Here is a 22,789-nt window from a genome sequence, read left to right as displayed (position 1 = left end):
AGTAGGGGGCCTCCCACCGACCCGAGGACGCCACGATGACGCTTGCCGCACCCGTCGTACCCGCTGTCAGAGTGGCCTCGATCCCGGCGGCCCATCCGTACGTCCGCAATGTGCTCGCCCCGGCCGACGTGCGCCTGTTGCCCGATCCGCCGCCGCCGGGCGCCACGGACGGGCGCTGGTGGCCGCCGGTCATGTGCGACGCCGGCTGGGTGGCCGCGAACGCCGGTTCCTTCGACCTCATGCACCTGCACTTCGGCACGGAGTCGTACCCGGCCGGCCACCTGCGCGCGCTCGTGCGGGCGCTGCGCGCGACCGGACGTCCACTGGTCCACACCGTGCACGACCTCGAGAACCCGCAACTGACGGACCAGGCCCCGCACCGCGAGCACCTCGACGTGCTGATCCGGGCGGCCGACGCGCTGATCACCCTGACGCCGGGGGCCGCCGCGGCGATCGAGCGCCGCTGGGGGCGTACCGCCGAGGTCGTCCCGCACCCGCACGTGCTGCCGCTGGACGCACCCCTCCCGGCCGGGACACCTTCCCCGGAGTACGTCCTCGGCGTACACCTGCGCGACATCCGGCCCGGCACCGACGCCGTCCGCGCGGTCGCGACCCTGCTCGACGCGGTCGACCGCCTCCGCGCGCAGGGCATCGCGGCGACCGCCCGGGTGCACGTCAACGAGCGGGTCCGCGACGAGGCCGCCCGCGACCGGGTCACCGCGCTGGTGGCCGGGCACGCCGCCGCCGAGCTGCACCGCACCGAGCGCCTCGGCGACGACGCCCTCGCCCGGTCGATCGCCGACCTCGACGTGGCGGTGCTGCCCTACCGCACCGGGACGCACTCCGGCTGGGCCGAGCTCTGCTGGGACCTCGGCGTCCCGGTCGCCGGCCCACCCGTCGGCTATGCGCGCGAGCAGCATCCCGACGACTTCGCGCTCTTCGCCCCCGGGGACGGCGCCGCGCTCGCCGGGGCCGTCCGCCGGCTGCTGGCCGGAGGTTCCCGCCCGGGCTCGGCCGCGCGCGTGGCCCGGCTGGCCGACCGCCGCGGACAGCGGATCGCCCGGGCCGAGGCGATCACCGCCGCCCACACCGCCGTGTACGAGCGGGTGCTGAGCGCATGAAGACGATCGCCGTCATCGCGCCCCTGCGCCACCCCATCCGGGAACCGCACGCCGGCGGCCTCGAGGCCATGGTGTGGGACCGCGTCCGGGTGCTGCGCGCCCGTGGTCACCGGGTGTTGCTCTGCGCCGTCGAGGGCTCGCAGTTCCAGGAGGACGGGCCGGCCGAGTTCCGGTTGCCGGCCGTCGTCTGGCCCGACGAGCGTGACGCCACCGACTCCACCTTCCCGCCCGGGCACCTCGAGGTGGCTCTTCCGGCCCTGGAGCGGGCGCTCGACTTCATCCAGCGGCACGCGGACACGATCGACCTGGTGGACAACCACAGCCTGCACCCGCAGCCGCTCGCCCGGGCCGGCGAGCTGGGCGTGCCCATGGTGACCACGCTGCACACCCCGCCGCTGCCCCGGCTCGTCCCGGCGGCCCGGTCGTTCACCGACCACGGGCGCCTGCTCGCGGTCAGCGCGCACACGGCCGCCGAGTGGCGCGAGCACGGGGTCGAGGCGCTGGTGATGCCCAACGCCGTCGACGCCGGCCGCTGGGGGCTCGGGCCCGGCGGGCGGGACCTCGTGTGGTTCGGGCGGATCGTGCCGGAGAAGGGCGTCCATCTCGCCGTCCAGGCCGCCCGGCTGACCGACCGGCGACTGCGCATCGCGGGCCGCGTCGGCGACGTCCCGTACTTCCAGGAGCACATCCGCCCGTTCCTCGGCGACGGCGTCGACTACCTGGGCCCGCTCGGGCAGCCGGCGCTCGCGGAGCTCGTCGGCGGCAGCGCCTGCGCCCTGGTCACGCCGCTGTGGCAGGAACCGTTCGGGCTCGTGGTCGCCGAGGCGCTGGCGACCGGCACCCCGGTCGCCGCGTTCGACACCGGCGGCATCGGCGAGGTCGCGGGGTCCGCGTCGGCGGTCCGGCTGGTGCCGATGGGCGACGCCGACGCCCTGGCGGTCGCGGCCGAGCAGCTCGCGAGCACCCACGGCGTCTTCGGCCGGCAGCGCACCCGCGCGGCGGCCCTGGCCCGCTTCTCGCTGGAGCACCGGGCCGCCGAGCTCGAGACCGTCTTCGACCAGGCGGGAGCCGGAGCATGGGTCTGACCGGCTGGTACGTCCACCACCACGGCGCCGGCCACCTGACCCGCTTCCGCGCGGTGCGCCCGCACCTGCCGGGCGAGGTCGTGGTCTTCAGCTCGCTCCCGGCCCCGGCGTTGCCGCCGGGCACCACGTGGGTGCGCCTCGACCCCGACAACGACCGGCCGCCGGGTTCGCCCGATCCGGCGCTCGCCGACCCCACCGTGGGTGGCCTCCTGCACTGGGCGCCGCTCGGTCATCCGGGCCACGCGCGCCGGTTCGCCACCATCGCCGGGGCCCTCGGCCACCGCCGGTTCGACCGCTTCGTCGTGGACGTGTCGGTCGAGGTGGCGCTGCTCGTCCGCCTCCACGGCGTGCCCACGGTCGTCGTCACGCAGCCCGGCGACCGCAGCGACACACCGCACAAGCTGGCGTACGCGTCCGCGTCGCGCATCCTCGCGCCGTGGCCCACCGGCGTCCACCCGTCCCCCGCGGCGCACCGGATCGTTGAAGTGGGCGGCATCTCGCGCTTCGACGGCCGCACGCGCTCGTCGGACCCCGACCCGGGCACCGTGCTGGTGCTGGGCAACGGCGTGGCCGACAGCGATCTCGCCGCGGCGGCCGCGGCGACCCCGGGAACGCGCTGGCAGCACGCGGGCGGCACCGCCTCCACCTGGATCGAGGACCCGTGGGAGGCGTTGCAGCGGGCCGAGGTCGTCGTCACGGCCGCCGGGCAGAACAGCGTCGCGGACCTCGCCGCCGCCGGGGCCCGAGCCGTTGTCGTGCCGCAGCCCCGCCCCTTCGACGAGCAGGTGGCCACCGGCCGCATCCTCGCCGAGCGCCGGCTCGCCGTCGTCTCGGACGCCTGGCCGGGCGCGGACGCCTGGCCGGGCCTGCTCGACCGGGCGCGAGCCCTGGAACCCGACTGGACCCAGTGGGGTGTCACCGGCGCCGCCCGTCGTGCGGCCGACGCGATTGCCGAGGTCCACGCATGATCGCCGTCATCACCCTGTGCTCGGAGGCGCGGCTCGATCACGTGCGCCGGCAGCAGCGGTTGCTCGCCGCTGAGCCCGTACGCCGGATCCTGGTCTGGCTCGACCCCACGCCGCCGCCGGCATTCCCCGGCGCGGAGGTGGTTCATGTCCCGCCCGGTCCCCTGGGCCTCCGCCTCGCCGCCGGGCGCAACCGGGGCGCCGCGGCCGCCGGGGCGGACCTGCTCGTCTTCCTCGACGCCGACTGCCTGCCCGGGCCCGGCCTGCTCGCGCGCTATGAAGCAGCCGCCCGAGCCCACCCGGACGCCATCCTGTGCGGCCCGGTCACCTACCTGCCCGAGAGCGTCCTGCCGGAGGACGCCGCGTCACTCCCGTCGCTCACTTCCCCGCACGCGGCCCGCCCCGCCCCGCCCGACGGCGAGAACCTCGTCGCCGGCCCGGACGACTACCGCCTCTTCTGGTCCCTGTCGTTCGCCGTGACGGCATCCACCTGGGACACACTGGGCGGCTTCTGCGAGGACTACGAGGGCTACGGCGGCGAGGACACCGACCTGGCCTGGACCGCCCGCGCCGCCGGCGTCCCCCTGGTCTGGACCGGCGGCGCCCACGCCTATCACCAGTACCACCCGACCTCCTCCCCGCCGTGGCAGCACCTCGACGACATCCTGCGCAACGGCCGCCTCTTCGCCGGCCGCTGGGGCTTCTGGCCGATGCGGGGGTGGCTCGACGCCTTCGCGGCGGCCGGCGCGATCGAGCGCACCCCCACCGGCTGGCGGCGCACGGCCGGGCTCAGCCCGCTCCCCGCATCCGCAGGGCGGCATTGATCAGGGCGTGGTTCAGCATGTAGAGGCGGCTGCTCTCCTCGGCGGGCAGCCGGTCGATGACCCACGCCACCGGACTGCTGCCGCCGTAGCGCGGGCGCGGGGTGAAGAGCCGGTCGGCCACCCCCAGCTCCCCCAGCGCGGTCAGGGCATAGGCGAACGGATAGGGGCGGTTGAGCCGGTCCTCCGCCGTCCGGTCCAGGTCCGGGAAGGCGTCCACCAGCCGGTCGACCACGGTCCCGGTGATCAGGTCGCGGCGCCCGGAGATGAGAGCCGTCATGATCAGGTATGGGTACGCGATGCCGTGCAGGAAGTAGTTCTCGCCCGGATCGATGTCACGCCACTGCCCGACGAGCCCGGTCACGAAGGCGCCGGTGTCAGGGATCTCGTCGCGCAGGCGGCCCAGGTTGTGCAACGCGACGAGGTAGTAGAGGCCCATGTGCGTACGCTCGACCGGCGCGAGCTGCCCCCACAGTGACCGCGCCTCCGCGAGCCGGTCGCGCCCGTGGCTCAGATGCGCGCCGGTCCCGCTCCACGCGACCGCGTTGAGCATCGTGAGCAGCGGATAGATCTTGCCGAAGGCCGGCGACAGGGGCTGCGGGAAGGCCGGCGGCAGGTTCACCTCGTCCGCCCGGTCCAGGTGGTCGAGGGTCTCCGCGATCCGGTCGCGCCCGCCCGCCGTGACGAGGTGGCCGTGCCCGAGCCGGCCGGCGACGGACAGCAGCATCGAGCCGCCCCGGCCCCGGAAGAAGGGCGCCGGCACGTGGTCCAGCAGATCCAGGGCTTCGAGTACGTAGTTCCGGGGCCCCGCCACGAGCCGCTCCCCGAGCCCCCACTGCCCGTAAGCGAGAAAGGCGGCCGTGAAGGCCGACAGCCGCTCGTAGTCGCCGTGCCGCCCGGCGTTCTCGTCCTTGATCCCGTCCGGCTTGATCTCGTCGACCGTGGCCAGCACCTCCGCGGGCAGATCACGTCCGCCCCCGATGACCAGTCGCCGGGGCACCTCCAGCTTGGCCAGCGCGTCGAGCAGGATGGCGCCGCCCGTGACGCGGTGGTACGGGTTCTCCACCCCCCGCAGCTCGGCGAGCACCGCGTCCAGATCCGTCTCGAGCCGCGGCCACGGGACATCGCCGCCGGAGCCGGTGAGGGTCAGGACGAGGTCGGTCGTGCGCCGGGCGAAGGCGGTGTAGGCGTCGCCCGGAACGCGCGCCGCCAGCTGGTCGCCGGCCGCGCGCAGCCGGGTGGCGAGCACCGGGTCGTGGCCGGTCGGGTACTGCCCCAGGCCGATGCCGCGCACGATGCGGCTCCACGGCGTGGCGATCATCCGGTTCTCCACGGTCAGATCGGCGCGGATCATCGCGGGGTCCTTCCGCCGGCGGGCACGGGCAGCCCGAGGAACTCCGTGCGTGTGCCTTCGAGCATCTCCAGGGCCCAGTTGAGCCACTTGACGCCCGTGCAGTAGATGGCCACCGGCCGCCGCTGGGTCTGGTACGTGTCGGTCAGCGTCCCGTCCAGCTCGGCCTGGAAGTGGAACGGCGGCATGGCGGTGAAGTGGGTGCCCATCAGGAACACGAACCGGATCAGCCAGTACGGGTCGTCGTCCAGGAACGCCGGATGCGGGGCGTCGAGCCCGTACGCCCGGGTCATCACGCCCGCGAAGTAGTCCTCCATCCCGCGCGGCCGGCTGCCGTCGACGGGCTCACCGGCCTCGGTGACGTCCCGCACCCGGTACGCCCGCTGGTACGGGTTCCCCTCGTGGAAGGCGATGTCCACCTCGGGCGTCCGGCCGCCGCCCACGGTCACCCGCAGGTCGAACTGCTCGTAGTGGATCTCGTCGTAGTGGCCTATCGAGTTGTGCCAGGGCTTGTTGTCGTACATGGGGTCGTCGCGGGTCTGCCGGCCCTCGCCCCGGAAGCCGATCGCGCGCGGGTCGAGGAACTTGATGCCGACGCTGCTCGCTGTCACGGCCGCCAGCGCCGCGGCCACCTGCTCCTCCGGCGCCCCCGCCTCGATCAGCCGTTGCGCCCGCAGCAGGGGCCCGGTGTCCGCGATCTTGATGTTCTCGGTGTTGGTGTCGCCCATCACCAGCGCGTGGTGCCGGGGCTCGAGGATCCGCCGGTAGTCGGCCCGGGCCCGGAAGACGCGCAGCAGCGCCCCGGCGTTGCGGTAGGCCCGCCCGTCGATGACGATCTCGTCGGTGTCGAGCAGATCCGCGGTGAAGGTCGCCGGCGCGGTGCTGCGGCACAGCGCCAGCCGGTCCTCGATCTTGGCGAAGTAGGACGTCTCCAGGGTGTCACCGGGCGCCGGGACGCGGTTGACCGTGTGGATGCTCTCGTGCAGCACGCCGATGATCACCTCGTAGAGCCGGGCGATCACCGCCGGCGGGGGCGAGTGCCGCTCGACGAACCGGCTGACCTCCTCGCCGTCCACATAGCTCATCTCGTAGATCACTTCGCGGAGGGCGCCGGCCCCGGCCGGGATGCGACGCTCGCGCACGTCGTGGACCAGGGGGAAGTTGTGGCGTACGGGCTCGGGCAGGCCCTGCAGGAACTCGGCCTGCTTGCGGGCCTTGGCGAACGGCGGCAGCATGACGCCGGTGCCGGCGGGGTCCCAGCGGGCCGTGGTCAGGGCCTCGCTGAGGATCTTGCGCACGGTGATGCCGTCGTGGCCCTCCTTGCGCAGGAAGATCGTCATGGACTCGCTGCCGCCCTTCCCGAAGCCGACGACCCGCTCCCGGGCGTGCACATAGGCGTTGACCGTGCTGCTGAGCAGTCGCCGGCCCTGCGCGTGCCGCAGCACGTTCTCGTGCTCGTCGGTGAGGATCAGGGTCGAGCGGTCCTCGAAGTCGTCGAGGGCGGGGTCGACGCGCTTGCGCCAGATGCTCGCCGGGTCGCGCACGGAGATGATCTCCACCTGGTGCGCGCCCGCGTCCATCGTCCCGGGCTCGAGCGCGGACCCGAGCGAGACGACCTGACAGGTGCCGTTGAGGTTGATGCTGCGCACCGGCACGGCGGGCGCGTCAGCGAGTGAGGACGTCACGGGTGGCTGCCTCCAGATCCTTGGTCGACTGCAGGGGGACGCCGTCCGGCGAGATGACGGGACGGCCGGGCCGGCGCAGGCCGGTCAGCACCCGGTCCAGGTCCGGACCGGGCCCCTCCCCCCGCAGGTACGAGCGGTAGAGCGCGACCGCGTCCGGCACCGCGACCGCGTCCGCCACGGCGAGGGCGACGAGCCAGCCCATCGGGTCGCTGCCCTCGACGTAGAAGTCGTGCGCGAAGATCGCCGGCCGGTGCAGGCGCAGCACGTGGAACAGGACGTACTGGTAGAGCACGTACGCGACCGCGAGCTGGTCCGGGGTGGGCGCCGCCGCCCCGGGCACCGTGAGGAAGCTGTCGTCCTCGATCCCGAGCCGGCCGAGCTCGTGGTCGTAGATCTGCCGGGCCAGCGGCTGACCGTCGAGCAGCGTCCGGGTCTGCCGGGCGAGGTCGGCGAAGCCCACGCCGGCCAGCCGGTCGAAGTGGAAGACCAGCGCCTCGGGCTGCGGCACGTCGGTGGTGCGGCGGTCGGTCACGGCGCCCGCGGCGTCCACGACGGTGAGCTCGGCGTAGACCGGGGCGGCCCCGGCGCCACCGGTCATGTCCTTCTTCATCCGCGCGTGCAGGACCAGCTCGCCGGCCCCGGCGTCCACCTCGCCGAGGTGCTGCCGGGTGTGCTGGAAGACCTCCAGGAAGCGGTAGAACGCCGGGGCGCCGTCGCGGTGCGGGTGCAGCATCTCGTTGGTGATCACCCGGCCCACCGTCCGGACCAGGGACCGCTCGGCGAACTCGGCCCGCCCGGCCAGCCGGAACAGCTCGCGCAGCAGGTCGTGGTGGCGCTCGGTGAGCCGGTCGCCGGTGCTGTAGAGCTTCTCCAGCTCCGCCACGACCTCGTGCACCAGCCGCGCCGTGGCCAGCAGCAGGTCCGCCTCCTCGGGGGCGCCGGTCCAGGCGAGCAGGGGCAGGTCGACATCGTTGTCGGCCAGCAGCCGCAGCGACCTGCCGCCCGGGCCCAGCTCGACGATCAGGTCGGGGCGCAGGTCGGCCAGGGTCTGCACGGTCTCCCGCGAGGCCATGACCTCGTCCGTGATCGCGAGAACCCCGGCGCGGACCTCGGCGGCGGTGGTCAGCAGCCCCCCGCCGCTGTTGGACACGATCGGCACCCGGGGCCGGCGGAACTCGATGCCGTGAGCGTCGAGGAAACTCTCCAGCGCCTCCCGGGCGGGCCGCATCCGCCGGGCGTGGGCCAGGAAGGTCGTCGGGGGCTTGAGCTCCTCCACCCGTACGGACGGGAACTTGCGCACGAAGACGTCGAACGACTCCCGAACCCCGGCCCGGACATAGACATTGACCTGCCGCGGCGAGTACGTCTTGTGCACCTCCACGTCGGCGCGCGGGTAGACCGCCTCGATGTCGTCGAGCAGCGCGCCCAGGTGCTCCGGGTCCGCCGCCAGTCCGAGCACGTGGTGCGGCTCGGGCACCAGCGGCCGGCCCCGGACCGCCTCGGGCAGGAAGGAGGCGATGTCCCGCTCGAAGGCGCCGCCGTCGGTGATGCCCTCGGCCGCCTGCAGCAGCAGCGGGGTGAAGGCCCGCGCGATCCGGGCCCCGTCCGCGACACTCAGGGCGCCGCCCGCCACCGCCGCGGTGATGATGCCGAAGCTCTCCCCCGTGTACGCGGCGAAGCGTAGCGGCACCCCCTCCCGGGCCGCTTGGGCGCGCAGGCAGGCGTCGAGGGCCAGCCCGTGCGCGAGCATCGCGGCGCCGAGGAAGCCCTGCCGGGCCATCCGGCTGGCGGGCAGGTTCTCCGGCTCCGGCAGCAGTTGCTCCGGCCGGTCCAGACCCAGCGCGCGGGCGGCCTCGGCATAGACGGCGGACACCTCCTCGAGACCGGCGTCGAGCAGGGTCCGGCCCAGGTCCCGGTGCGCGGCCCGGCTGCCCAGCCCCGGGAAGAAGCCGGCCATCCGCCCGCTCTGCGTCTGCGGCAGGTACTCCGGCACGGCGAGGTCCATCCGGCGCGCCTGCTCCCGGGTGAAGAGGAAGGCGCTGCTCCGCGACAGGGAACGGACCAGCTGGGCGGTGTCGTCGAGGCCGGCGGGCACCAAGCTCGTGGCGCCGGGCCTTTTGCCGTCCGTCAGGAAGACGGCGAGGAACTCGTACTCCCGCAGCTCGCCGGCCAGCCGCAGCAGGTCGTCGCGGGCGAGGCCGGGCACCGCCGCCGCGTCGATCGCGTGCGCGGGGTTCAGCCGGGCCAGGACCACCGGGTCCGTGAAGACGCGGCGCAGGGACTCGGCGTCGTCGCGGCCCAGCCCGGCCAGGATCGTCGCGCGCGGGACCCGGCGCAGGGCCAGCACGGGCCGGGCCCCGCCGCGCAGCCGGTGCGCCAGCTCGGCGAGGCCGGCCAGCTCGGCCGTCAGGGCCGGGTCCAGGTCGCAGCGCCGCAGCTCCCAGACCGCCTGCCGCAGGTGCCGCAGCACCGCCGGGTCGCTGCCGCGGGAGCGCTCGGCGGCCCGGGCCGCCGCTCGCACCGGCGCGTGGACGACGCTCAGGCCCGGGCGGCCCAAGACCTGGTCGAGCACTTCCCGGGTACGCCGGGAGCCGAGCACCTGCGCCCCGGCCGCCGGCTCCACGGCGCCCTCGACCAGGTGGTACCAGGGCCGGAGCGGGTCGGCTTCTTCTCCTTGTCCCGGGTGGACCGCCTCTGTCAGCACGGTCTGCCGGTCGTGGTCGAGCAGGAGATCGAAGGTCCCGCCACGCGGCGTGATGTCCGCGATGTCGAAGGGGACGTCCCGTGCCGGGCCGCCGTCGCGGGGTACCAGGCGCAGACGGCCCGCGTGGACCTCGATGTCCCCGAGCCCGGACACGTCTCCCGCTGCTTTCAGAATGGCGGCGTGGCCGCGCGGATAAGCGCGGCGCAACGACGCCACGACATCCTGTTCCGGCATTTCTTCGAGCCGTTTCACGTGGTCCTCCCGAGCGGATGCGCCGTCTGTCAAACCTTGATTCCCATTGAAGAATCGATCGGCTTTTCCGTCAACGATTGCCGGGCCGGCCGGGCCGGTGACCAACGTCTCTCTCGCACAGAAAAAGCGCCGGCGACACATTGCGAGAATGTGTCGCCGGCGCTTTTTCGGGGGTTGTGCGGAATTCAGTTCATGGGTCAGTTCACCGCGGCCGGCACCGGCTCAGTGGCGGCCGTGCGGGGCTGCGGCGCGACCGTTCCCGCCACGAGGACGACGAGCCCGGCCGCCACGACGCCCGCGCCCACCCACAGCGGGGAGACGTAGCCGAAGCCGGCGCCGATCGCCAGGCCGCCGAGCCAGGCGCCGAGCGCGTTGCCGACGTTGAAGGCGGCGATGTTCGCGCCCGAGGCCATCGTGGGCGCGTCCTGGGCGTACCGCATGGTGCGCAGCTGCAGGCCGGGCGCCGTGGCGAGCCCGACCGCGCCCATCAGGAAGAGCGACAGGATCGTCACGGCCTTGCTCTCGGCGGTGAGCGCGAAGCCGGCGAGCACCACGGCGAGCAGGGCCATGTTGATGATCAGCGCCTTGCTGAGCGCGCGGTCGGCGGCCTTGCCCCCGGCCCAGTTGCCGGCGAAGGTGCCGACGCCGAAGAGCACGAGCAGCCACGGGACGGCGCCGGTCGTGAAGCCGGTGACCTCGGTGAGCGTGAAGGCGATGTACGTGAAGCCGCCGATCACGCCGCCGAAGGCCAGGACGCTGATCGCCACCGACACCCACACCTGCGGCCGCGCGAAGACGCCGAGCTCGCGACGCAGGCTGGTCGCGGGCATGCCGGTCGTGGCGGGCACGAGCACCGCGATGCCGGCGATGGCGACGACGCCGATGACGGTGATCGCCCAGAAGGTGGAGCGCCAGCCGAGCTGCTGACCGAGGAAGGTGCCGAGCGGGACGCCGAGCACGTTGGCCAGCGTGAGCCCGCCGAACATCAGCGAGATGGCGCCGGCCTTGCGGTTGGCCTGCACCATCTCGGCCGCGACCACGGCGCCGACACCGAAGAAGGCACCGTGGCACAGAGCGGCGACGATCCGGCCGGTCAGCAGCACCGAGTAGGTGGGCGCGACCGCGGAGATCAGGTTGCCCGCGATGAACAGCAGCATCAGGCCGAGCAGCGCCTTCTTGCGGTCGAAGCGGGTGATCGCCGCCGTGAGTGCGAGCGCCCCGACCGCCACGCTGAGCGCATAGCCCGACACCAGGTAGCCGGCCGTCTGGCTGCTGACGTCGAAGTCCGCGGCCACTTCGGGCAGCAGTCCGACGATCCCGAACTCGGTGAGCCCGATGCCGAAGCCGCCCAGCGCCAGGGCGATAAGCCCGAGGGGCATGTCGTACCTCCGAGGAGTGTGTGCGCTGTTATACGTCGCGAGCAATCATTGCGTACGCGGGATATCAGCGCAAGCAAGACGGACATCGAGTGTGCGACTGCTGCCTCTCCGCAGTTGCACGAACCGCTAGCTACCAGCCAGACCGTCAGCCAGGGCCACCAGCAACTGGGCACTCGCCCGGGCCGCCCGGGCCAGCGCGGGACGGCAGTGCGCCGGGACCGCGGCGATCAGCTCCCGCCGGCGACGCCCCAGCGTCAGATGGGCGGTGAGCAGGCGCAGCAGGGCCCGGCCGGACTCGCTGTAGCGCAGCGCCGGATCCGCCACGAGGAACTCGAGCGACCCGGACAGCTCCTCGAGGGCCGCGCCCTCCCGCTCCGCCGGCCCGGCCCGCCGGCGCGCCGGCACCGGGCTCTCGCCCTGCTTCAGCCGCCGTCGCACGTCCCGCACGGTGCCGGGCGAGATGCCGGTCAGGCCGGCGATCTCCCGCAGCGACGCGTCCGGGTTGTCGAGCAGCAGCCGGCTCGCCCGCTCACGGGCGTCGTCGGTGCTCAGCGGCCGGGCCCGGCCGTCCCGGCCCAGCCGCGCCACCGGCTCGTCCCCCACCACCGGCGGGGCGGGCCGCAGCGCCGCCACGGACTTCGCGGACAGGCCCGCCACCTCCGCGACCGCCCGATCCGACCAGTGCGGATGCGACGCCAGGATCCGGCGCGCCGCCTGCCGCCGATCGGCCGTCGACAGCGGCAGCCCGTGCGTGACGTTGCTCCGGACCGCCAGGACGAAGGCCTCGCTCTCGGAGCCGTCGAAGAAGCGGGCGGGAATGTCGCGCATTCCCCGCAGCCTGGCGGCCCGCAGCCGGTGCATGCCGTCGATCACGCGCCCGGTGGGCCGGTGCACGAGAATGGGCGGCAGCTCCGTCTCCGATTCGGCCAGCACCCGGACGTGCGCCTCGTCCTCCCCGCCGGAACGCGGCGAGAAAGCCCCGCGCAAACTGCCGGTCGGCACCATGCGCACGCTCTCGGCACCCGCGGCCGCCCGACTCATGGCGCACCCTCCCGGCTCGCAGCACGGACCCACCGGGCAGGAATTGGCATCCCGCTCATGACTGCCGCCGACCCCCGTCCGGCAATCGCATTCGCTCACACCTTCGCAGCGGAAACTAAGCCGCCCCGGACGCGCCCCGCAACGCCCATTCCCACGGCCGCCCGTCACACACATTGCGCGCAGATGACGTACCACCTCAGCGATTGATCATCATCGCTTCCTGTGAATCACGACACCCCTCACCGTCCCACCATCCGAGACACCGGCGCGATCGCCTCGTAGACTGGTCCCCGCACGCGCCGACATCCCGCGTGCCCCGCGGGAAAGGAGCGGCATGGGAGTCGCGGACGACGCCGCCGTCGAGATCAGGGCCCAGGGCTGGCGCCGGCTGGCCGCCCTGCACGGCCGCATCGAGACCGCCCTCGAACGCGCCCTCAGCGCCCAGTTCGAGCTGTCGGTCGTCGAATACACGGTCCTCGACGCCCTCAGCCGCCAGGACGGCTGGCACATGCGCATGCAACAGGTCGGCCGAGCCGCCGCCCTGAGCCCGAGCGCCATCACCCGCCTGGTCACCCGCCTGGAAAACCGGAACCTCCTGGTCCGCTGCATCTGCCCCGACGACCGCCGCGGCATCTACACCGAGCTCACCGCCGAGGGCCGGGCTCTCCTGGCCTCGGCCGCCCCGGTCCACGACAAAATCTTGCAGGAAGCCCTCGAAGAGGCCCGCGAAGTCCCCGAACTCACCGACCTCGCCGACCACATCCGCGGCCACTGACGCCCGGTCGCATCACCGGCAGGCGGTGGCCAGGGTCAGGAACATCGCATGCGACCACAGCAGAGGCGTCGCCACCGCGCCCCAGGTCCGCTCCCAGTGGGCGATGTGCTCGGGCCGTTGGGCGCGACCGGTCACCTGCTCCGGCAGCAGGCCGCCGTCCGCCTGGGACGCGATCCAGTCCAGGCGGCGGCGAGCGTTGCTGCTGTCTCCTCGCAAGACCTCGTACCACCCGAGCCACGCGGTCAAATTGATCCATTCCCCACCGCCGTAGAACGTGTCACCGGCATAGCGGTAGACCCCCTCGCGGACCAGGGAGTCGCGGATGGCGGCGACTGTTCGCTCCGCCACCGGATCGTCGACCGCCAGAGTCCCGTACGACGTGAGGCAGGCGAGCAGACTCCCGTCGGCGACATCGCTGCCCAGCCACTTGCCGAGCCGGCCGTGCCGGCGAGTGTCGGCCGCCACCAGCCGATCGATTTCCCCCGATGTCGCCACCGCTGCCCCGCGACGGTCGCTGGTCAGCGCCTCGCTGCTCAAGGCCGCTTTCAGACCACTGCTCACCGCAGCCAGAGTCGAGGTGTGACGCTGCTCGGGGAACTCCTCCCACCAGTCGTAGCACGGCAACGTTCCCACCGCGTTCAGGTAGTCCACCGTCAGGTTCAAGGCCGCGGAGTACGGCGCCACCGGCCGCCGATGCCGGGCACAGTGATCGACGAGCACGCGCAGCCAGGTTCCGTACCCGTCGACCTGGAAGTTGGCCCATGGCGTGACGCTCTCTCCGCCGTCCAGCTCGTAACGAGTGGGGAGATAAACCCGTGGCGAACCGGGTCCCGCGCCGGCCAGCGCCGCTATCCGGTCGGAGCGCGTGGTGAGGACGCGCGTGCACCATCCGAAGAAGGCCTCGGCGCTGGCCACCTCACCAGCCCGGCTCATGGCGTCGGCGATGAAGGAACCATCCCTGAACCAGCAGTAGCGATACGTGGGATAGGACGGGCACGCGGGATAGGACCCGGACGGGTGCTGCTCCCGGCGGATCAAGGAGATGCTGTTCGCCACGAGCGCGGACACCGCCGGTGTTGTCATGCCTGCTCGCCTTCCGTCCGTACGGCCAAGGCCAGTTCCTTCGCCGCCGCCCGCGCGGCACCCTCGGCCGCCGCCCCGCGGATGACGTCGGCCTGCGCCCGGCCCACGATCTCCCACACATGCCGCATCGGCCGGAAGGACGGCATGGGAACGGCCTGCTCACAGACGCGCTGATAGGCCTCCAGGTCGGCGTCCTGTCCCGCGGTGTCCCGCAGGGCAACCGGGCACACGACGATCCTGGACAGCGCCGACATCACGGTCCGATGCGTGAGGTAGTCGGAGAACAGATCGTGCGCGAGCAACTGGTTCCGACCCTCGCGCGTGATGAAGAGGCCGTGCACGAGGGACATCGCCGTCGCCGGTTGCCCGCCCGCGAACGGCGGCACCGGGGACACCGCGATACGCACGCCCGATCGGCGGGCGTACTCGAGGCCGTCGGAGGTGGTGATCAGATAGGCCGTGCGGCCGCTCGCGAAGAGGTCGAGGGCCTCGGTCCGGTCCATCGACGTACGCAACAGGCGAGAGCCCTGCTCGCCCAGGCTGCGCAGCCGTTCGAACGCGGCGATCGAGGCGGGCGTGTCGAGGTCGATCCGCCGGGGGTCCCACGATCCGCCCGCTCTGCCGAAGAGCGCCCCGCCGGCGCTCGCGAACAGCGGCCAGATCTGGAACGGGTCCCCCTCCTCCGTGACGCGAACCGCGAGGATCTCGGACACCCGGCGCCGGTAGACGAGGTCGTTGCCCGTGCCGATCAGGTCCTCCATCGTTCTCGGCGTCTCGGGGGCGAGGTCGACGTTGCGGATGAGCGCGGTCGTGTCCAGCGTGGTGGGGATGCCGTAGAGCGCGCCGTCGTGAGTGAGCGCGTCGAGGGTCCACGGACGGAACGCCTCGCGGTGCTCCCTCGACAGCACGGTCGGCTCGATCAGCCCGTGATGCGCCAGGCCGCCGATCCAGTCGTGCGCTCCGATCAAGGCATCGACGTTGCCGTCCCCGTCACCGACGCCGAACAGCGGACCGAGCTCGTCGGAGATGGAGGTGCGGATGACCTCGAACGTCAGCGTGACCCCGTAGGCCGCCTGGAACTCGTCGGTGAACTGCTCGAGCCCGGAGGCCCGCGGTGCATCGGTGGCGACCACCACCAGCCCCGCCTCGAAGTGCCGGAGCCGCCCGTGCTGGTCCCGCATCCACCTCTCACCCGCCTCGTCGGTGAAGGTGATCCGCACGCGCCGGGCACTCCGGCTGGCGGCGAAGTCCCCGGTCTCCACCTCCGTCTCCAGCACTCGGAAGAGAGGATCGGAACCGGGCGGAAGGACCGGCACGTGGGTCTGGATGATCTCGGCCCGATCGTCCGGCCCGAGGACCGTCGCGTGAACCTGGAAGACGGGAGCCTCCGACCCGTTCCGAAGATGGACGCCCCACCCCTCACCCCGGTCCGATTGACCCCACCACGCGGATATCTGCGAGCTCTGCGACCGGAGCAGCCGGGCCTCGGCCCCGCGGTCCTGCTTGGATTGCAGCTCGAGCGTCGAGACCGCGACCGCCGCGGCCTTGTCGGCCGCATCCGCCTGTCTCCGGGCGTGCCCGGCCTGCCGCTTCGCCGACACCGCCTGCCAGATCGCCGCGGCCGCGGCCGCCACGGCCACCATCGCCGTCACCACCGCTATCGCCGTCGCCGGATCCAGGCGCTCCATTCACCAAGTATTCACCAAGATCACTGCCCGCGCCTCGTCATCTCACCCGAGTCGCTCAGCGGTCCTGCCAGGTGCACAGGCAGACGCGGTTGCCCTCGGGGTCGGCCAGCACCCAGAACGCCGGCGCCGACGAGTCGTCCACGAGGGTGCCGCCCGCGGCCACGGCGGCGTCGATGCGGGGCTGCACCTGCGACGGGTCGAGCCAGACGTCCGGGTGCCAGTGCTGGCGCGGCTCCTGCGACCCTGACCGCTGGAACCACACCGCCGGCAGTTCACCGTACGGATCGCGCACGTCGCCGTCGACGGCCTCGCCACCCAGCACGGCCACCCAGAAGGGCAGCAGCCCCGCCAGGTCCGGGGTGTCGAGGCCGAACTCGATCCGGCTGATCCCGGCGTACTCCTGAGTCAGCCCGGCCTCGGCGATCAGCGCCGAGATCGCCCGGGCCAGCCGCACGTCGCGCCCGGTGACGCCGCCCGTGTCGTGGCTGGTCAGGGTGATGCCGACGTGGGTGTAGCGCAGGTCGAGGCCGGGGTGGTGGTCGCGGCGCCCGGCCTCGGCGGCGATCGCGTTGACCAGGGCCAGGCCGGCGGTGAAGTCCGGCGTGGCGACCCGGGTGCGCAGCCGGTTGAGGAAGTACGTCCAGCCGGTGAGCTTCTCGTCGGCGATCTGCTGCCCGGTGAGCGCGTTGTCCATGGCGGCATCATGCCAGCCGCCGGAAATCCCCGGGTACCGTGACAAGACATTGATGAGGAGGAATGTATGAAACGACGGACGTTTGTCGCGCTGCCGGCTGCCGCCCTCCTGCCCACCGATACCGCACTTCCCGCGGCGGAGCCTTCGGTGATCGAGGGCAATATGCCGATCTTCGCCGATCAGCTCAAGGCGGAACTCGACTTCCCGCTGTCCTGGGCCCACACGGGCGGCGATTTCCGTACGTGGAAGCGGCGCGCCCGGGCCCAGGTGCGCGAGCTGCTGTGGCAACCCGAGGACCGGACCCCGTACGACGTGGAGATCGTCGACGACCAACCGCGCGACGGCTACCGCCGGCGACAGATCTTGTTCAATGTCACTCGCCACAGCCGCGTCCGGGCGACGATGCTCGTACCGGAAGGCTCCGGCCCGTTTCCCGCCGCGCTCCTGTTGCACGACCACGGCTCGAAATTCGACATCGGCAAGGAAAAGCTGATCGAGCCCTGGTACGACGAAACCCGTCGAGCCTCGGCGCAAGCGTGGGCGGCCCGATACTTCGAGAACCGTTTCGTGGGCAACGAACTGGCCGCCCGGGGATACGCGGTCCTCGCCGTCGACGCCCTCGGCTGGGGCGACCGCGGCGGACTCACGTACGAGGGTCAGCAAGCGCTTGCCAGCAACATGTTCCACCTCGGTTCGTCACTGGCGGGCCTGCTCGCGTACGAGGACATGCGCGCCGCCGCCCTGCTCGCCGGCCTGCCGGAGGTCGACGACCGCCGCGTCGCCGCGGTCGGCTTCTCGATGGGCTCCTATCGCGCCTGGCAGGTCGCCGCCCTGTCCCGCCACATCGCCGCGACCGTCGCCGTCTGCTGGATGACCGGCGTCAAGGAGATGATGGTCACCGGCAACAACACCCTGCGCGGCGCCTCGGCCTTCCACATGGTGCACCCGGGCCTGACCCGCTACCTCGACATCCCCGACGTGGCCAGCATCGCCGCCCCGAACCCGATGCTCGTCTTCAACGGCGAACTCGACACCCTCTTCCCCCCAGCCGGCGTCGACGTGGCGTACGCCAAGCTCCGTCAGGTCTGGAACTCCCAGCACGCCGGCGATCGCCTTGTCACCACCCTGTGGCCGGGCCTCGGCCACGTCTTCAACCGGGCCATGCAGGAGGACGCCTTCGCCTGGCTGGACCGCTGGCTGAAGAGGTGACCCCGCCCCCGCCTCAGCCGGCCCGCCGCGATGCCGATTGGTGCTGGCCCTGGCGGTGCTTCTGCTGCGCCGCCGGGCTGCGGCTCCTCCAGCGGTACGCGTCCTGGCCCTCGCCGTCACCCTGTTCGTGCTCGCCGACGTGGGGTACGGCTACCTGCAGTTGCACGCGACGTTCGAGAGCGGCATGTGGCCCGACGCCGCCTGGCTCTGCGGCGACTATCTTCTGCTGCTCGCCGCGTATCGAGCCGACCGGCCGGCCGTCGCCCCGCGCTCGAGTGGCTGCCCTACGGCGCGATCGCCGTCGCGTACGGCGTGCTCGGTTTTCTGGCTCGGGACCAGGACGTCTATCCGCTCGGCGGCATGATCGTCGGTGCGATCGTCCTGACGGTGCTGGTGGTGGCCCGGCAGATGTACGCGCAGCACGAGAACCGGGAGCTGGCCGTCACCGATCCGCTCACCGGCCTGGCCAACCGCAGCCTGATCAACAGCCGGCTCGCCCAGGTGACCGGCCGGGGCTCACGCGGCGGCCGCTGCTCGGCGGTCATCGTGATCGACCTCGACAAGTTCAAGCCCGTCAACGGCTCGGGCGCGCCGCACGCTCCCCGACTCCGCTCTCGGCCGCCTGCGTACGCTCCGGGATCAAGGGGTCCGCTTCGCGATCCACGACGTCGGCTCGGGCCACCTCGAGCTCAACACCCTGAGCCGGCTGCCGGTCAGCTTCATCGGCTTCCGCGCCGGGGCCGACGCGCCCCCGATCGCGCCGGCGGTCATCCGGCTCGGCCAGTCCTTCGGCCTGGCCACGGTCGCGGAAGGTGTCGACACCGCCGAGCAGGCCCGGAAACTGGTGGAACTCGGCTGCGACTACGCCCACGGCCCCTTCTTCTCCGCTCCGCTCACCCCGGCGGCCACCGCCGGCCTGTTGCGCCGCGCGCCACTGTTGTCCTGAATCCGGACGGCCCCGGCCGCCAGGTCGTTGCGGGCGAGCTTGGTGGCGGCGAGCAGGACGATCACAGCCGGGCCGAAGAGATTGAACGTGAACAGGCTCGCGTACAGGTCGCCGGTGTTCCAGGTCTGGCCGGCCGCGTCGACGACCACCTCGTTCTCCTGCGTGAAGAACTGGATCATGGTGACGGCGGCCAGCAGGAAGTAGACGGTCACGGCCTGGGCCAGCGGTTCGCGGCGGGTGTCGTCGGCGGCCCGGGTGGTCGCCCCGCCCCGGAACAGGACCAGGGCGAAGATCTGGAAGAAGATGTACGTGACGAACCACCAGCCCAGATAGTTCGTCCACGGCACCCCGAACACACCGCCGCCGTTGTCCCACACCCACGCGTGCTGAATGGTCGAGGCGGCCGAGTCCGTGCCGACGTCGAACATGGTCATCACGGCGGCAGCCAGCGCCGGCAGCGTCACGACGGTGATCCGCCGGGCCGGGTCATCACGGTCGGCGAGGCGCCGGTCGGCATTGTCCAGCAAGGTCGACGCGACCAGCCACGAGATCATGCCGATCGCGCAGTAGGCCACGGCGACCTGGACGGGGAAGTCGCCGATCCGCGGGCTGGTGCCGGGATAGTGGTAGGTGCCGAAGGGGAACCCGGTCGCGATGCTGAGATTCTCGAACACATTGGCCACGACGAAGGCCACGACCAGATAAATGCCGGCCGCCTTCCACCCGTACCGGCGCCCGGCCAGGATGACGGCGAGCGGCACCGCGGCGAAGATCACCACATTGCCGGTCAGCCCGGCGAACGGCATGGCGACCGTGACGAGCACGGCCAGCCCGGTGAGAACGCGGGCGGCGGTGTCCCACCCGGATGACGCGGTCCCGGCCCTCTCGAGGGTGCGGTGCGGCATGGCAGACCTCCGGTCACGTACGATCGGCAACTGAGAAGGCTTCTCAGATGCGCCTCACCATACGGAACATCTTCTCACTTAGGCAAGAGGAAGCGTGGCCTTCAATACGGTTCCGAGGAGACGACGCACCGACCTGACAACCGCGCCACCCGACCCCGTTCGACCTCAGCCGCGCTGCCTGTCCTCGGTCACCGCCACCCGGAGGTTCTCCAGCGTCGTCATCGCGGACTCGTACATCGGTGTTCTGGTCTCGCCGAGGCGCCGCAGGGCTTCGACCAGCGACTCGTATTCGGGCAGCGCCGCCTCCAGCCAGCCGATACGCACGTACGACTCGGCCATGGTGAAGCGCAGCAGGTTCGTACGGGCCGGGTTTCGTTCGCTCTCCGCGGCCGGTCGGGTCGCGAGCACACCGGCCTCCAGCGCCTCGCGGGGCCGGCCCGCCGCGGCGCAGGCCCGCATCAACTGCAGAGCCGCCTCGCGGTGCTCCTGGGCGCGGGCGAAGAGCTGGCCGTGGGCGTCGTAGAGATCGTCGACGGCCTCGGCGGCCCGGCCGCAGCCGACGAGATACGCGCCGCGCAGGTGGCGCAGGTGGCCGCGCACCTCGGCCGGAAGGTCGCGCCGCACCAGCCGGCTCGCGTACGGCTTCCAGGCAGGCGCGGGCCTGCGCGAACTCGTTGCGCGCGTGGTGCCATCGCACCCGTTCGAGCAGGTGCGCATCGCTCATCCCGGCGGCGGGGTGCACGTCGCCGGAGACCGCACCGGGCCGCAGGGGAAGGAAGTCGATCAGCGGTACGCGGTCGAGCCGCGCCCGCACCCTGTCACTGCACGCCGTGGTGCCGTTGCGCCGGTCGAACTGCTCGGCCAGGTCGAGGGCAATCATGCGCATCCGGTCGTGCAGCATCCACACCGGAGTTCCCTCGCCGTCCCCCTGCCCCACCACGTACTTGCCGCGGCCGGTGCGCAGGTAGGCGGAGGTCAGCACGGTGATCGCGGTCGCGAGATGCATCTTGCCCGCCGGGCGCTCGAACCGGTCGAACCCGTCGAGCAGGGTGAGCAGCTCGAACCCCTCGTCGGCGTTCCCGGTGAGCGCACAGAACTCCATGCGAAGCGCATAGGTCTCGTACCGGTGAACGCCGCCCGCCATGGCCGGCATGACCCACCTGTACGCCTCGACCGCGTCGGCGTGGCGGCCGACTTCGACCAGAGGCAACAACACGTGGCAGAGCATCGCGGCGATGTCGCTCCGAGAGGCGCGCTCGCCGGCGAGTACGGGGTCGGTCTATATGGACAGCGCGATTTCCGTTCTCCGCACGCTCGGCGCCAGTCAGTCCGGCCGGTAGACCGGCGCCTTGTCGGGGTAGGGGAAATCGCCGGCAAGAACCGGCACCACCAGCTCGCGGCTCAGCACGGCCGCCAGGAAGTCGCTCAGGCAGCCGTCGAACACGAACCATTCGTCGAAGTCCCGGGCGGCGTTGACCGCGACACGCCACCGGTCCGGGGACTCCGGCGGGTCCCGAACCCAGTAAAGCGTGTCGCCATTGTCGGTAAGGCCCGCCGCCAGCAGCTGATGGGCCGGCGCGGGCAGCGTCTCGCCGCTCGCTTCGTACGCCTCCAGCAGTTCGGCGGTTTCCGTGACGGCGTGGAGCAGGTCCAGTCGCTGCACCTCATGATGCGGCTGGAATATCGCGAGGAAGTCGTCGAACCTCCCCGGCCCGTAGCGGTCGACGAGTTCCTTGTAGTCGCCGGGCAACCCGAACCCCAAGGCGCTCTCGACCTCGTCCCAGTCGGACAGGACCTCCTGCCGCGGGGGAGGCTGAACCGCCCGGGTCAGCCGCTCGAGTGTCATGCGGGCTTCCGAGGGGTCAGCGGAAGGGCGGTGTCATGGTGAACGCGCGACGCGGAGACCAGGCGCCCGCGGTGGATCACGAAGCGGTCGGGACCCGCCTCGGCGACGATCTCGCCGGCGCCGGTTCCCCGGACGGCGAGGAAGTCGGCCTGGGCGCCGGGGTGGGCCCCGGCGGCGACCATGCCCATCACCTGCCGGGCGCCGTCGGTGATCAGGTGCAGGGCCTCGTCGAGGGTGAGGTGGCCGGCGGTGACGAGCAGAGAGGCGGTCTCCAGCGCATCGCTGCGCCCCACCGGGTTGAACGGGTCGCGGACGTTGTCGGCGCCCGCCCCGAGCGGGATGCCCGCCTCGAGGATCGCGCGGAGCGCGGTAAGGCCCCGCGGGGTAGCCACGGGTTCCGCCCAGCCCTGGAGATAGAGGTTGGTGATGGGCAGAGTGACCAGGCCCATCGGGCCGGCCGCGACCGCATCGAGGACCGTGGCGAGTTCGGCCGGCGGCATCGTGCCGAGCCGGACGCAGTGCCCGGCGGTGACCGGTACAGTCCAGCCGGCGACGGCGTGCGCGAAGTCGAGGATCGTGACCGGGCCGCGCAGGGACTCGTCGGTGTGCAGGTCGATGCCGACGCCCAGTTCGGCCGCCAGGGCGATCTGACGGCCGAGCTGCCCGGCCGGATCGGCCGCCAGGTGCGGTGCGCCGCCGATCAGGTCCACCCCGAGCGCGATCGCGCCGCGGTAGGCCTCGTCTCCGACGTACTCGCCCGCGAGCGCGACGAGTTGCACGTCCATGAGTCCCGCGAACTCCGCGCGTACCTGCACGAGCGCCCGGACGGCGCGCAGGGGGTCTCCGTCGGGCAGCAGGTCGACATGGGAGCGTACGGCGGTCGTGCCGTTGCGCAGGTGCCGGGTGAGCTGCGCGCGGGCCCGGTCCGCGACCTCCGCCGATGTCATCGTCGTGGCGTACCGGACCCAGGACCCGATGGCCCGCGTGAGGTCGCCCGCCGGTGGCCGGATGGCGTCCCAGCTCCCCGCCTTGTCGAGGTGGGCGTGCGGTTCCGCGGGCGCGGTGAGCAGGACGAAGCCGGTCAGGTCGAGCCCGTCGAGGGCGGCCGGCGCAGTGCCGGCATCGACGACGGAGCCGACCAATTCCCCCTCGATCACCACGTCGACCGGGCGGCCGCCGGGCAGGAGCGCGTGCCGGAGCACTTCCACAGTCCGAGGAAGTGGCATCGGGGCCACCTTT

At 72.5% G+C, this 22,789-nt stretch carries 20 protein-coding genes and 1 pseudogene; 9 read left to right on the top strand and 12 right to left on the bottom strand.

Going from position 1 to position 22,789, the window contains the following annotated elements:
- The first annotated feature begins 35 nt into the window (after nucleotides 1-35).
- From RAN62_RS07580 to RAN62_RS07565, 4 genes are read left to right on the top strand one after another with little or no spacing between them, the layout of a single operon-like run.
- Entirely contained in the window at nucleotides 36-1,121 is a 1,086-nt protein-coding gene (locus RAN62_RS07580) for a glycosyltransferase (RefSeq protein ID WP_305783779.1), read from the top strand.
- A complete protein-coding gene (locus tag RAN62_RS07575) occupies nucleotides 1,118-2,206 on the top strand; it encodes a glycosyltransferase (RefSeq protein ID WP_305783778.1) in 1,089 nt (362 codons plus the stop codon). The genes RAN62_RS07580 and RAN62_RS07575 overlap by 4 nt, the downstream gene beginning before the upstream one ends.
- Entirely contained in the window at nucleotides 2,197-3,174 is a 978-nt protein-coding gene (locus tag RAN62_RS07570) for a glycosyltransferase (protein WP_305783777.1), read from the top strand. Before RAN62_RS07575 ends, RAN62_RS07570 begins: the two co-directional genes overlap by 10 nt.
- Nucleotides 3,171-3,995 (top strand): glycosyltransferase family 2 protein, encoded by an 825-nt coding sequence (locus tag RAN62_RS07565; protein WP_305783776.1) that lies wholly within the window; start codon nucleotides 3,171-3,173, stop codon nucleotides 3,993-3,995. Before RAN62_RS07570 ends, RAN62_RS07565 begins: the two co-directional genes overlap by 4 nt.
- Here RAN62_RS07565 and RAN62_RS07560 read toward each other — a convergent pair.
- The 5 genes from RAN62_RS07560 to RAN62_RS07540 form a co-directional block, all read right to left on the bottom strand.
- The gene (locus tag RAN62_RS07560; RefSeq protein ID WP_305783775.1) at nucleotides 3,961-5,346 is read right to left on the bottom strand and encodes a hypothetical protein; all 1,386 of its coding nucleotides are present in this window, start codon (nucleotides 5,344-5,346) and stop codon (nucleotides 3,961-3,963) included. The genes RAN62_RS07565 and RAN62_RS07560 overlap by 35 nt on opposite strands.
- Nucleotides 5,343-7,028 (bottom strand): hypothetical protein, encoded by a 1,686-nt coding sequence (locus RAN62_RS07555; protein ID WP_305783774.1) that lies wholly within the window; start codon nucleotides 7,026-7,028, stop codon nucleotides 5,343-5,345. The genes RAN62_RS07560 and RAN62_RS07555 overlap by 4 nt, the downstream gene beginning before the upstream one ends.
- Nucleotides 7,009-9,984, bottom strand: coding sequence for a hypothetical protein (locus RAN62_RS07550; RefSeq protein ID WP_305783773.1), 2,976 nt, complete (start codon nucleotides 9,982-9,984; stop codon nucleotides 7,009-7,011). The genes RAN62_RS07555 and RAN62_RS07550 overlap by 20 nt, the downstream gene beginning before the upstream one ends.
- A 197-nt stretch (nucleotides 9,985-10,181) precedes the next feature.
- Complete coding sequence (locus RAN62_RS07545) at nucleotides 10,182-11,363, bottom strand: MFS transporter (protein ID WP_305783772.1); 1,182 nt, start codon at nucleotides 11,361-11,363, stop codon at nucleotides 10,182-10,184.
- Between the two features lie 126 nt (nucleotides 11,364-11,489).
- The gene (locus tag RAN62_RS07540) at nucleotides 11,490-12,404 is read right to left on the bottom strand and encodes a ParB/RepB/Spo0J family partition protein (protein WP_305783771.1); all 915 of its coding nucleotides are present in this window, start codon (nucleotides 12,402-12,404) and stop codon (nucleotides 11,490-11,492) included.
- Nucleotides 12,405-12,738: 334 nt separating this feature from the next.
- Here RAN62_RS07540 and RAN62_RS07535 point away from each other — a divergent pair, with 334 nt between their 5' ends.
- Nucleotides 12,739-13,179, top strand: a complete 441-nt coding sequence (locus RAN62_RS07535; RefSeq protein ID WP_305783770.1) for a MarR family winged helix-turn-helix transcriptional regulator — start codon at nucleotides 12,739-12,741, stop codon at nucleotides 13,177-13,179.
- Between the two features lie 12 nt (nucleotides 13,180-13,191).
- Here the strand turns inward: RAN62_RS07535 and RAN62_RS07530 are convergent, their stop codons facing one another.
- The 3 genes from RAN62_RS07530 to RAN62_RS07520 are packed head-to-tail and all read right to left on the bottom strand — an operon-like array spanning nucleotide 13,192 to nucleotide 16,644.
- Nucleotides 13,192-14,262, bottom strand: a complete 1,071-nt coding sequence (locus RAN62_RS07530) for a glycoside hydrolase family 15 protein (protein ID WP_305783769.1) — start codon at nucleotides 14,260-14,262, stop codon at nucleotides 13,192-13,194.
- Nucleotides 14,259-15,950 carry a sugar ABC transporter substrate-binding protein gene (locus RAN62_RS07525; RefSeq protein WP_305783768.1) on the bottom strand — a complete coding sequence of 564 codons (1,692 nt, stop codon included), beginning with the start codon at nucleotides 15,948-15,950 and terminating at the stop codon, nucleotides 14,259-14,261. Before RAN62_RS07525 ends, RAN62_RS07530 begins: the two co-directional genes overlap by 4 nt.
- A gap of 55 nt (nucleotides 15,951-16,005) precedes the next feature.
- Complete coding sequence (locus RAN62_RS07520; RefSeq protein WP_305783767.1) at nucleotides 16,006-16,644, bottom strand: 4a-hydroxytetrahydrobiopterin dehydratase; 639 nt, start codon at nucleotides 16,642-16,644, stop codon at nucleotides 16,006-16,008.
- Nucleotides 16,645-16,710: 66 nt separating this feature from the next.
- On the opposite strand from RAN62_RS07520, the gene RAN62_RS07515 reads away from it, so the two are divergent.
- The 4 genes and pseudogenes from RAN62_RS07515 (at nucleotide 16,711) to RAN62_RS41075 (ending at nucleotide 18,799) form a co-directional block, all read left to right on the top strand.
- The gene (locus RAN62_RS07515) at nucleotides 16,711-17,853 is read left to right on the top strand and encodes a dienelactone hydrolase family protein (protein ID WP_305783766.1); all 1,143 of its coding nucleotides are present in this window, start codon (nucleotides 16,711-16,713) and stop codon (nucleotides 17,851-17,853) included.
- A 40-nt stretch (nucleotides 17,854-17,893) separates the two neighbouring features.
- A complete protein-coding gene (locus RAN62_RS07510) occupies nucleotides 17,894-18,217 on the top strand; it encodes a hypothetical protein (protein ID WP_305783765.1) in 324 nt (107 codons plus the stop codon).
- A pseudogene (locus tag RAN62_RS07505) lies at nucleotides 18,214-18,372 on the top strand (hypothetical protein); the annotation flags it as partial. The gene RAN62_RS07510 and the pseudogene RAN62_RS07505, both read left to right, overlap by 4 nt.
- A 103-nt stretch (nucleotides 18,373-18,475) precedes the next feature.
- A complete protein-coding gene (locus RAN62_RS41075; RefSeq protein ID WP_369077156.1) occupies nucleotides 18,476-18,799 on the top strand; it encodes an EAL domain-containing protein in 324 nt (107 codons plus the stop codon).
- On the opposite strand, the gene RAN62_RS07495 is transcribed toward RAN62_RS41075, so the two are convergent.
- The 4 genes from RAN62_RS07495 to RAN62_RS07480 form a co-directional block, all read right to left on the bottom strand.
- The gene (locus RAN62_RS07495; RefSeq protein ID WP_305783763.1) at nucleotides 18,715-19,704 is read right to left on the bottom strand and encodes a carotenoid biosynthesis protein; all 990 of its coding nucleotides are present in this window, start codon (nucleotides 19,702-19,704) and stop codon (nucleotides 18,715-18,717) included. The genes RAN62_RS41075 and RAN62_RS07495 overlap by 85 nt on opposite strands.
- 165 nt (nucleotides 19,705-19,869) lie before the next feature.
- Nucleotides 19,870-20,328, bottom strand: coding sequence for a hypothetical protein (locus RAN62_RS07490; protein WP_305783762.1), 459 nt, complete (start codon nucleotides 20,326-20,328; stop codon nucleotides 19,870-19,872).
- Nucleotides 20,329-21,028: 700 nt separating this feature from the next.
- On the bottom strand, nucleotides 21,029-21,550 hold the full coding sequence (locus RAN62_RS07485) for an SMI1/KNR4 family protein (protein ID WP_305783761.1): 522 nt from the start codon (nucleotides 21,548-21,550) through the stop codon (nucleotides 21,029-21,031).
- The gene (locus tag RAN62_RS07480) at nucleotides 21,547-22,776 is read right to left on the bottom strand and encodes an amidohydrolase family protein (protein WP_305783760.1); all 1,230 of its coding nucleotides are present in this window, start codon (nucleotides 22,774-22,776) and stop codon (nucleotides 21,547-21,549) included. The genes RAN62_RS07485 and RAN62_RS07480 overlap by 4 nt, the downstream gene beginning before the upstream one ends.
- Nucleotides 22,777-22,789: the final 13 nt, after the last annotated feature.

This window comes from Symbioplanes lichenis (assembly GCF_030709675.1).
Classification (GTDB): domain Bacteria; phylum Actinomycetota; class Actinomycetes; order Mycobacteriales; family Micromonosporaceae; genus Actinoplanes; species Actinoplanes lichenis.
Note: the sequence above shows the minus strand (reverse complement) of the source record. Positions and strands in the feature narration are given on the sequence as shown.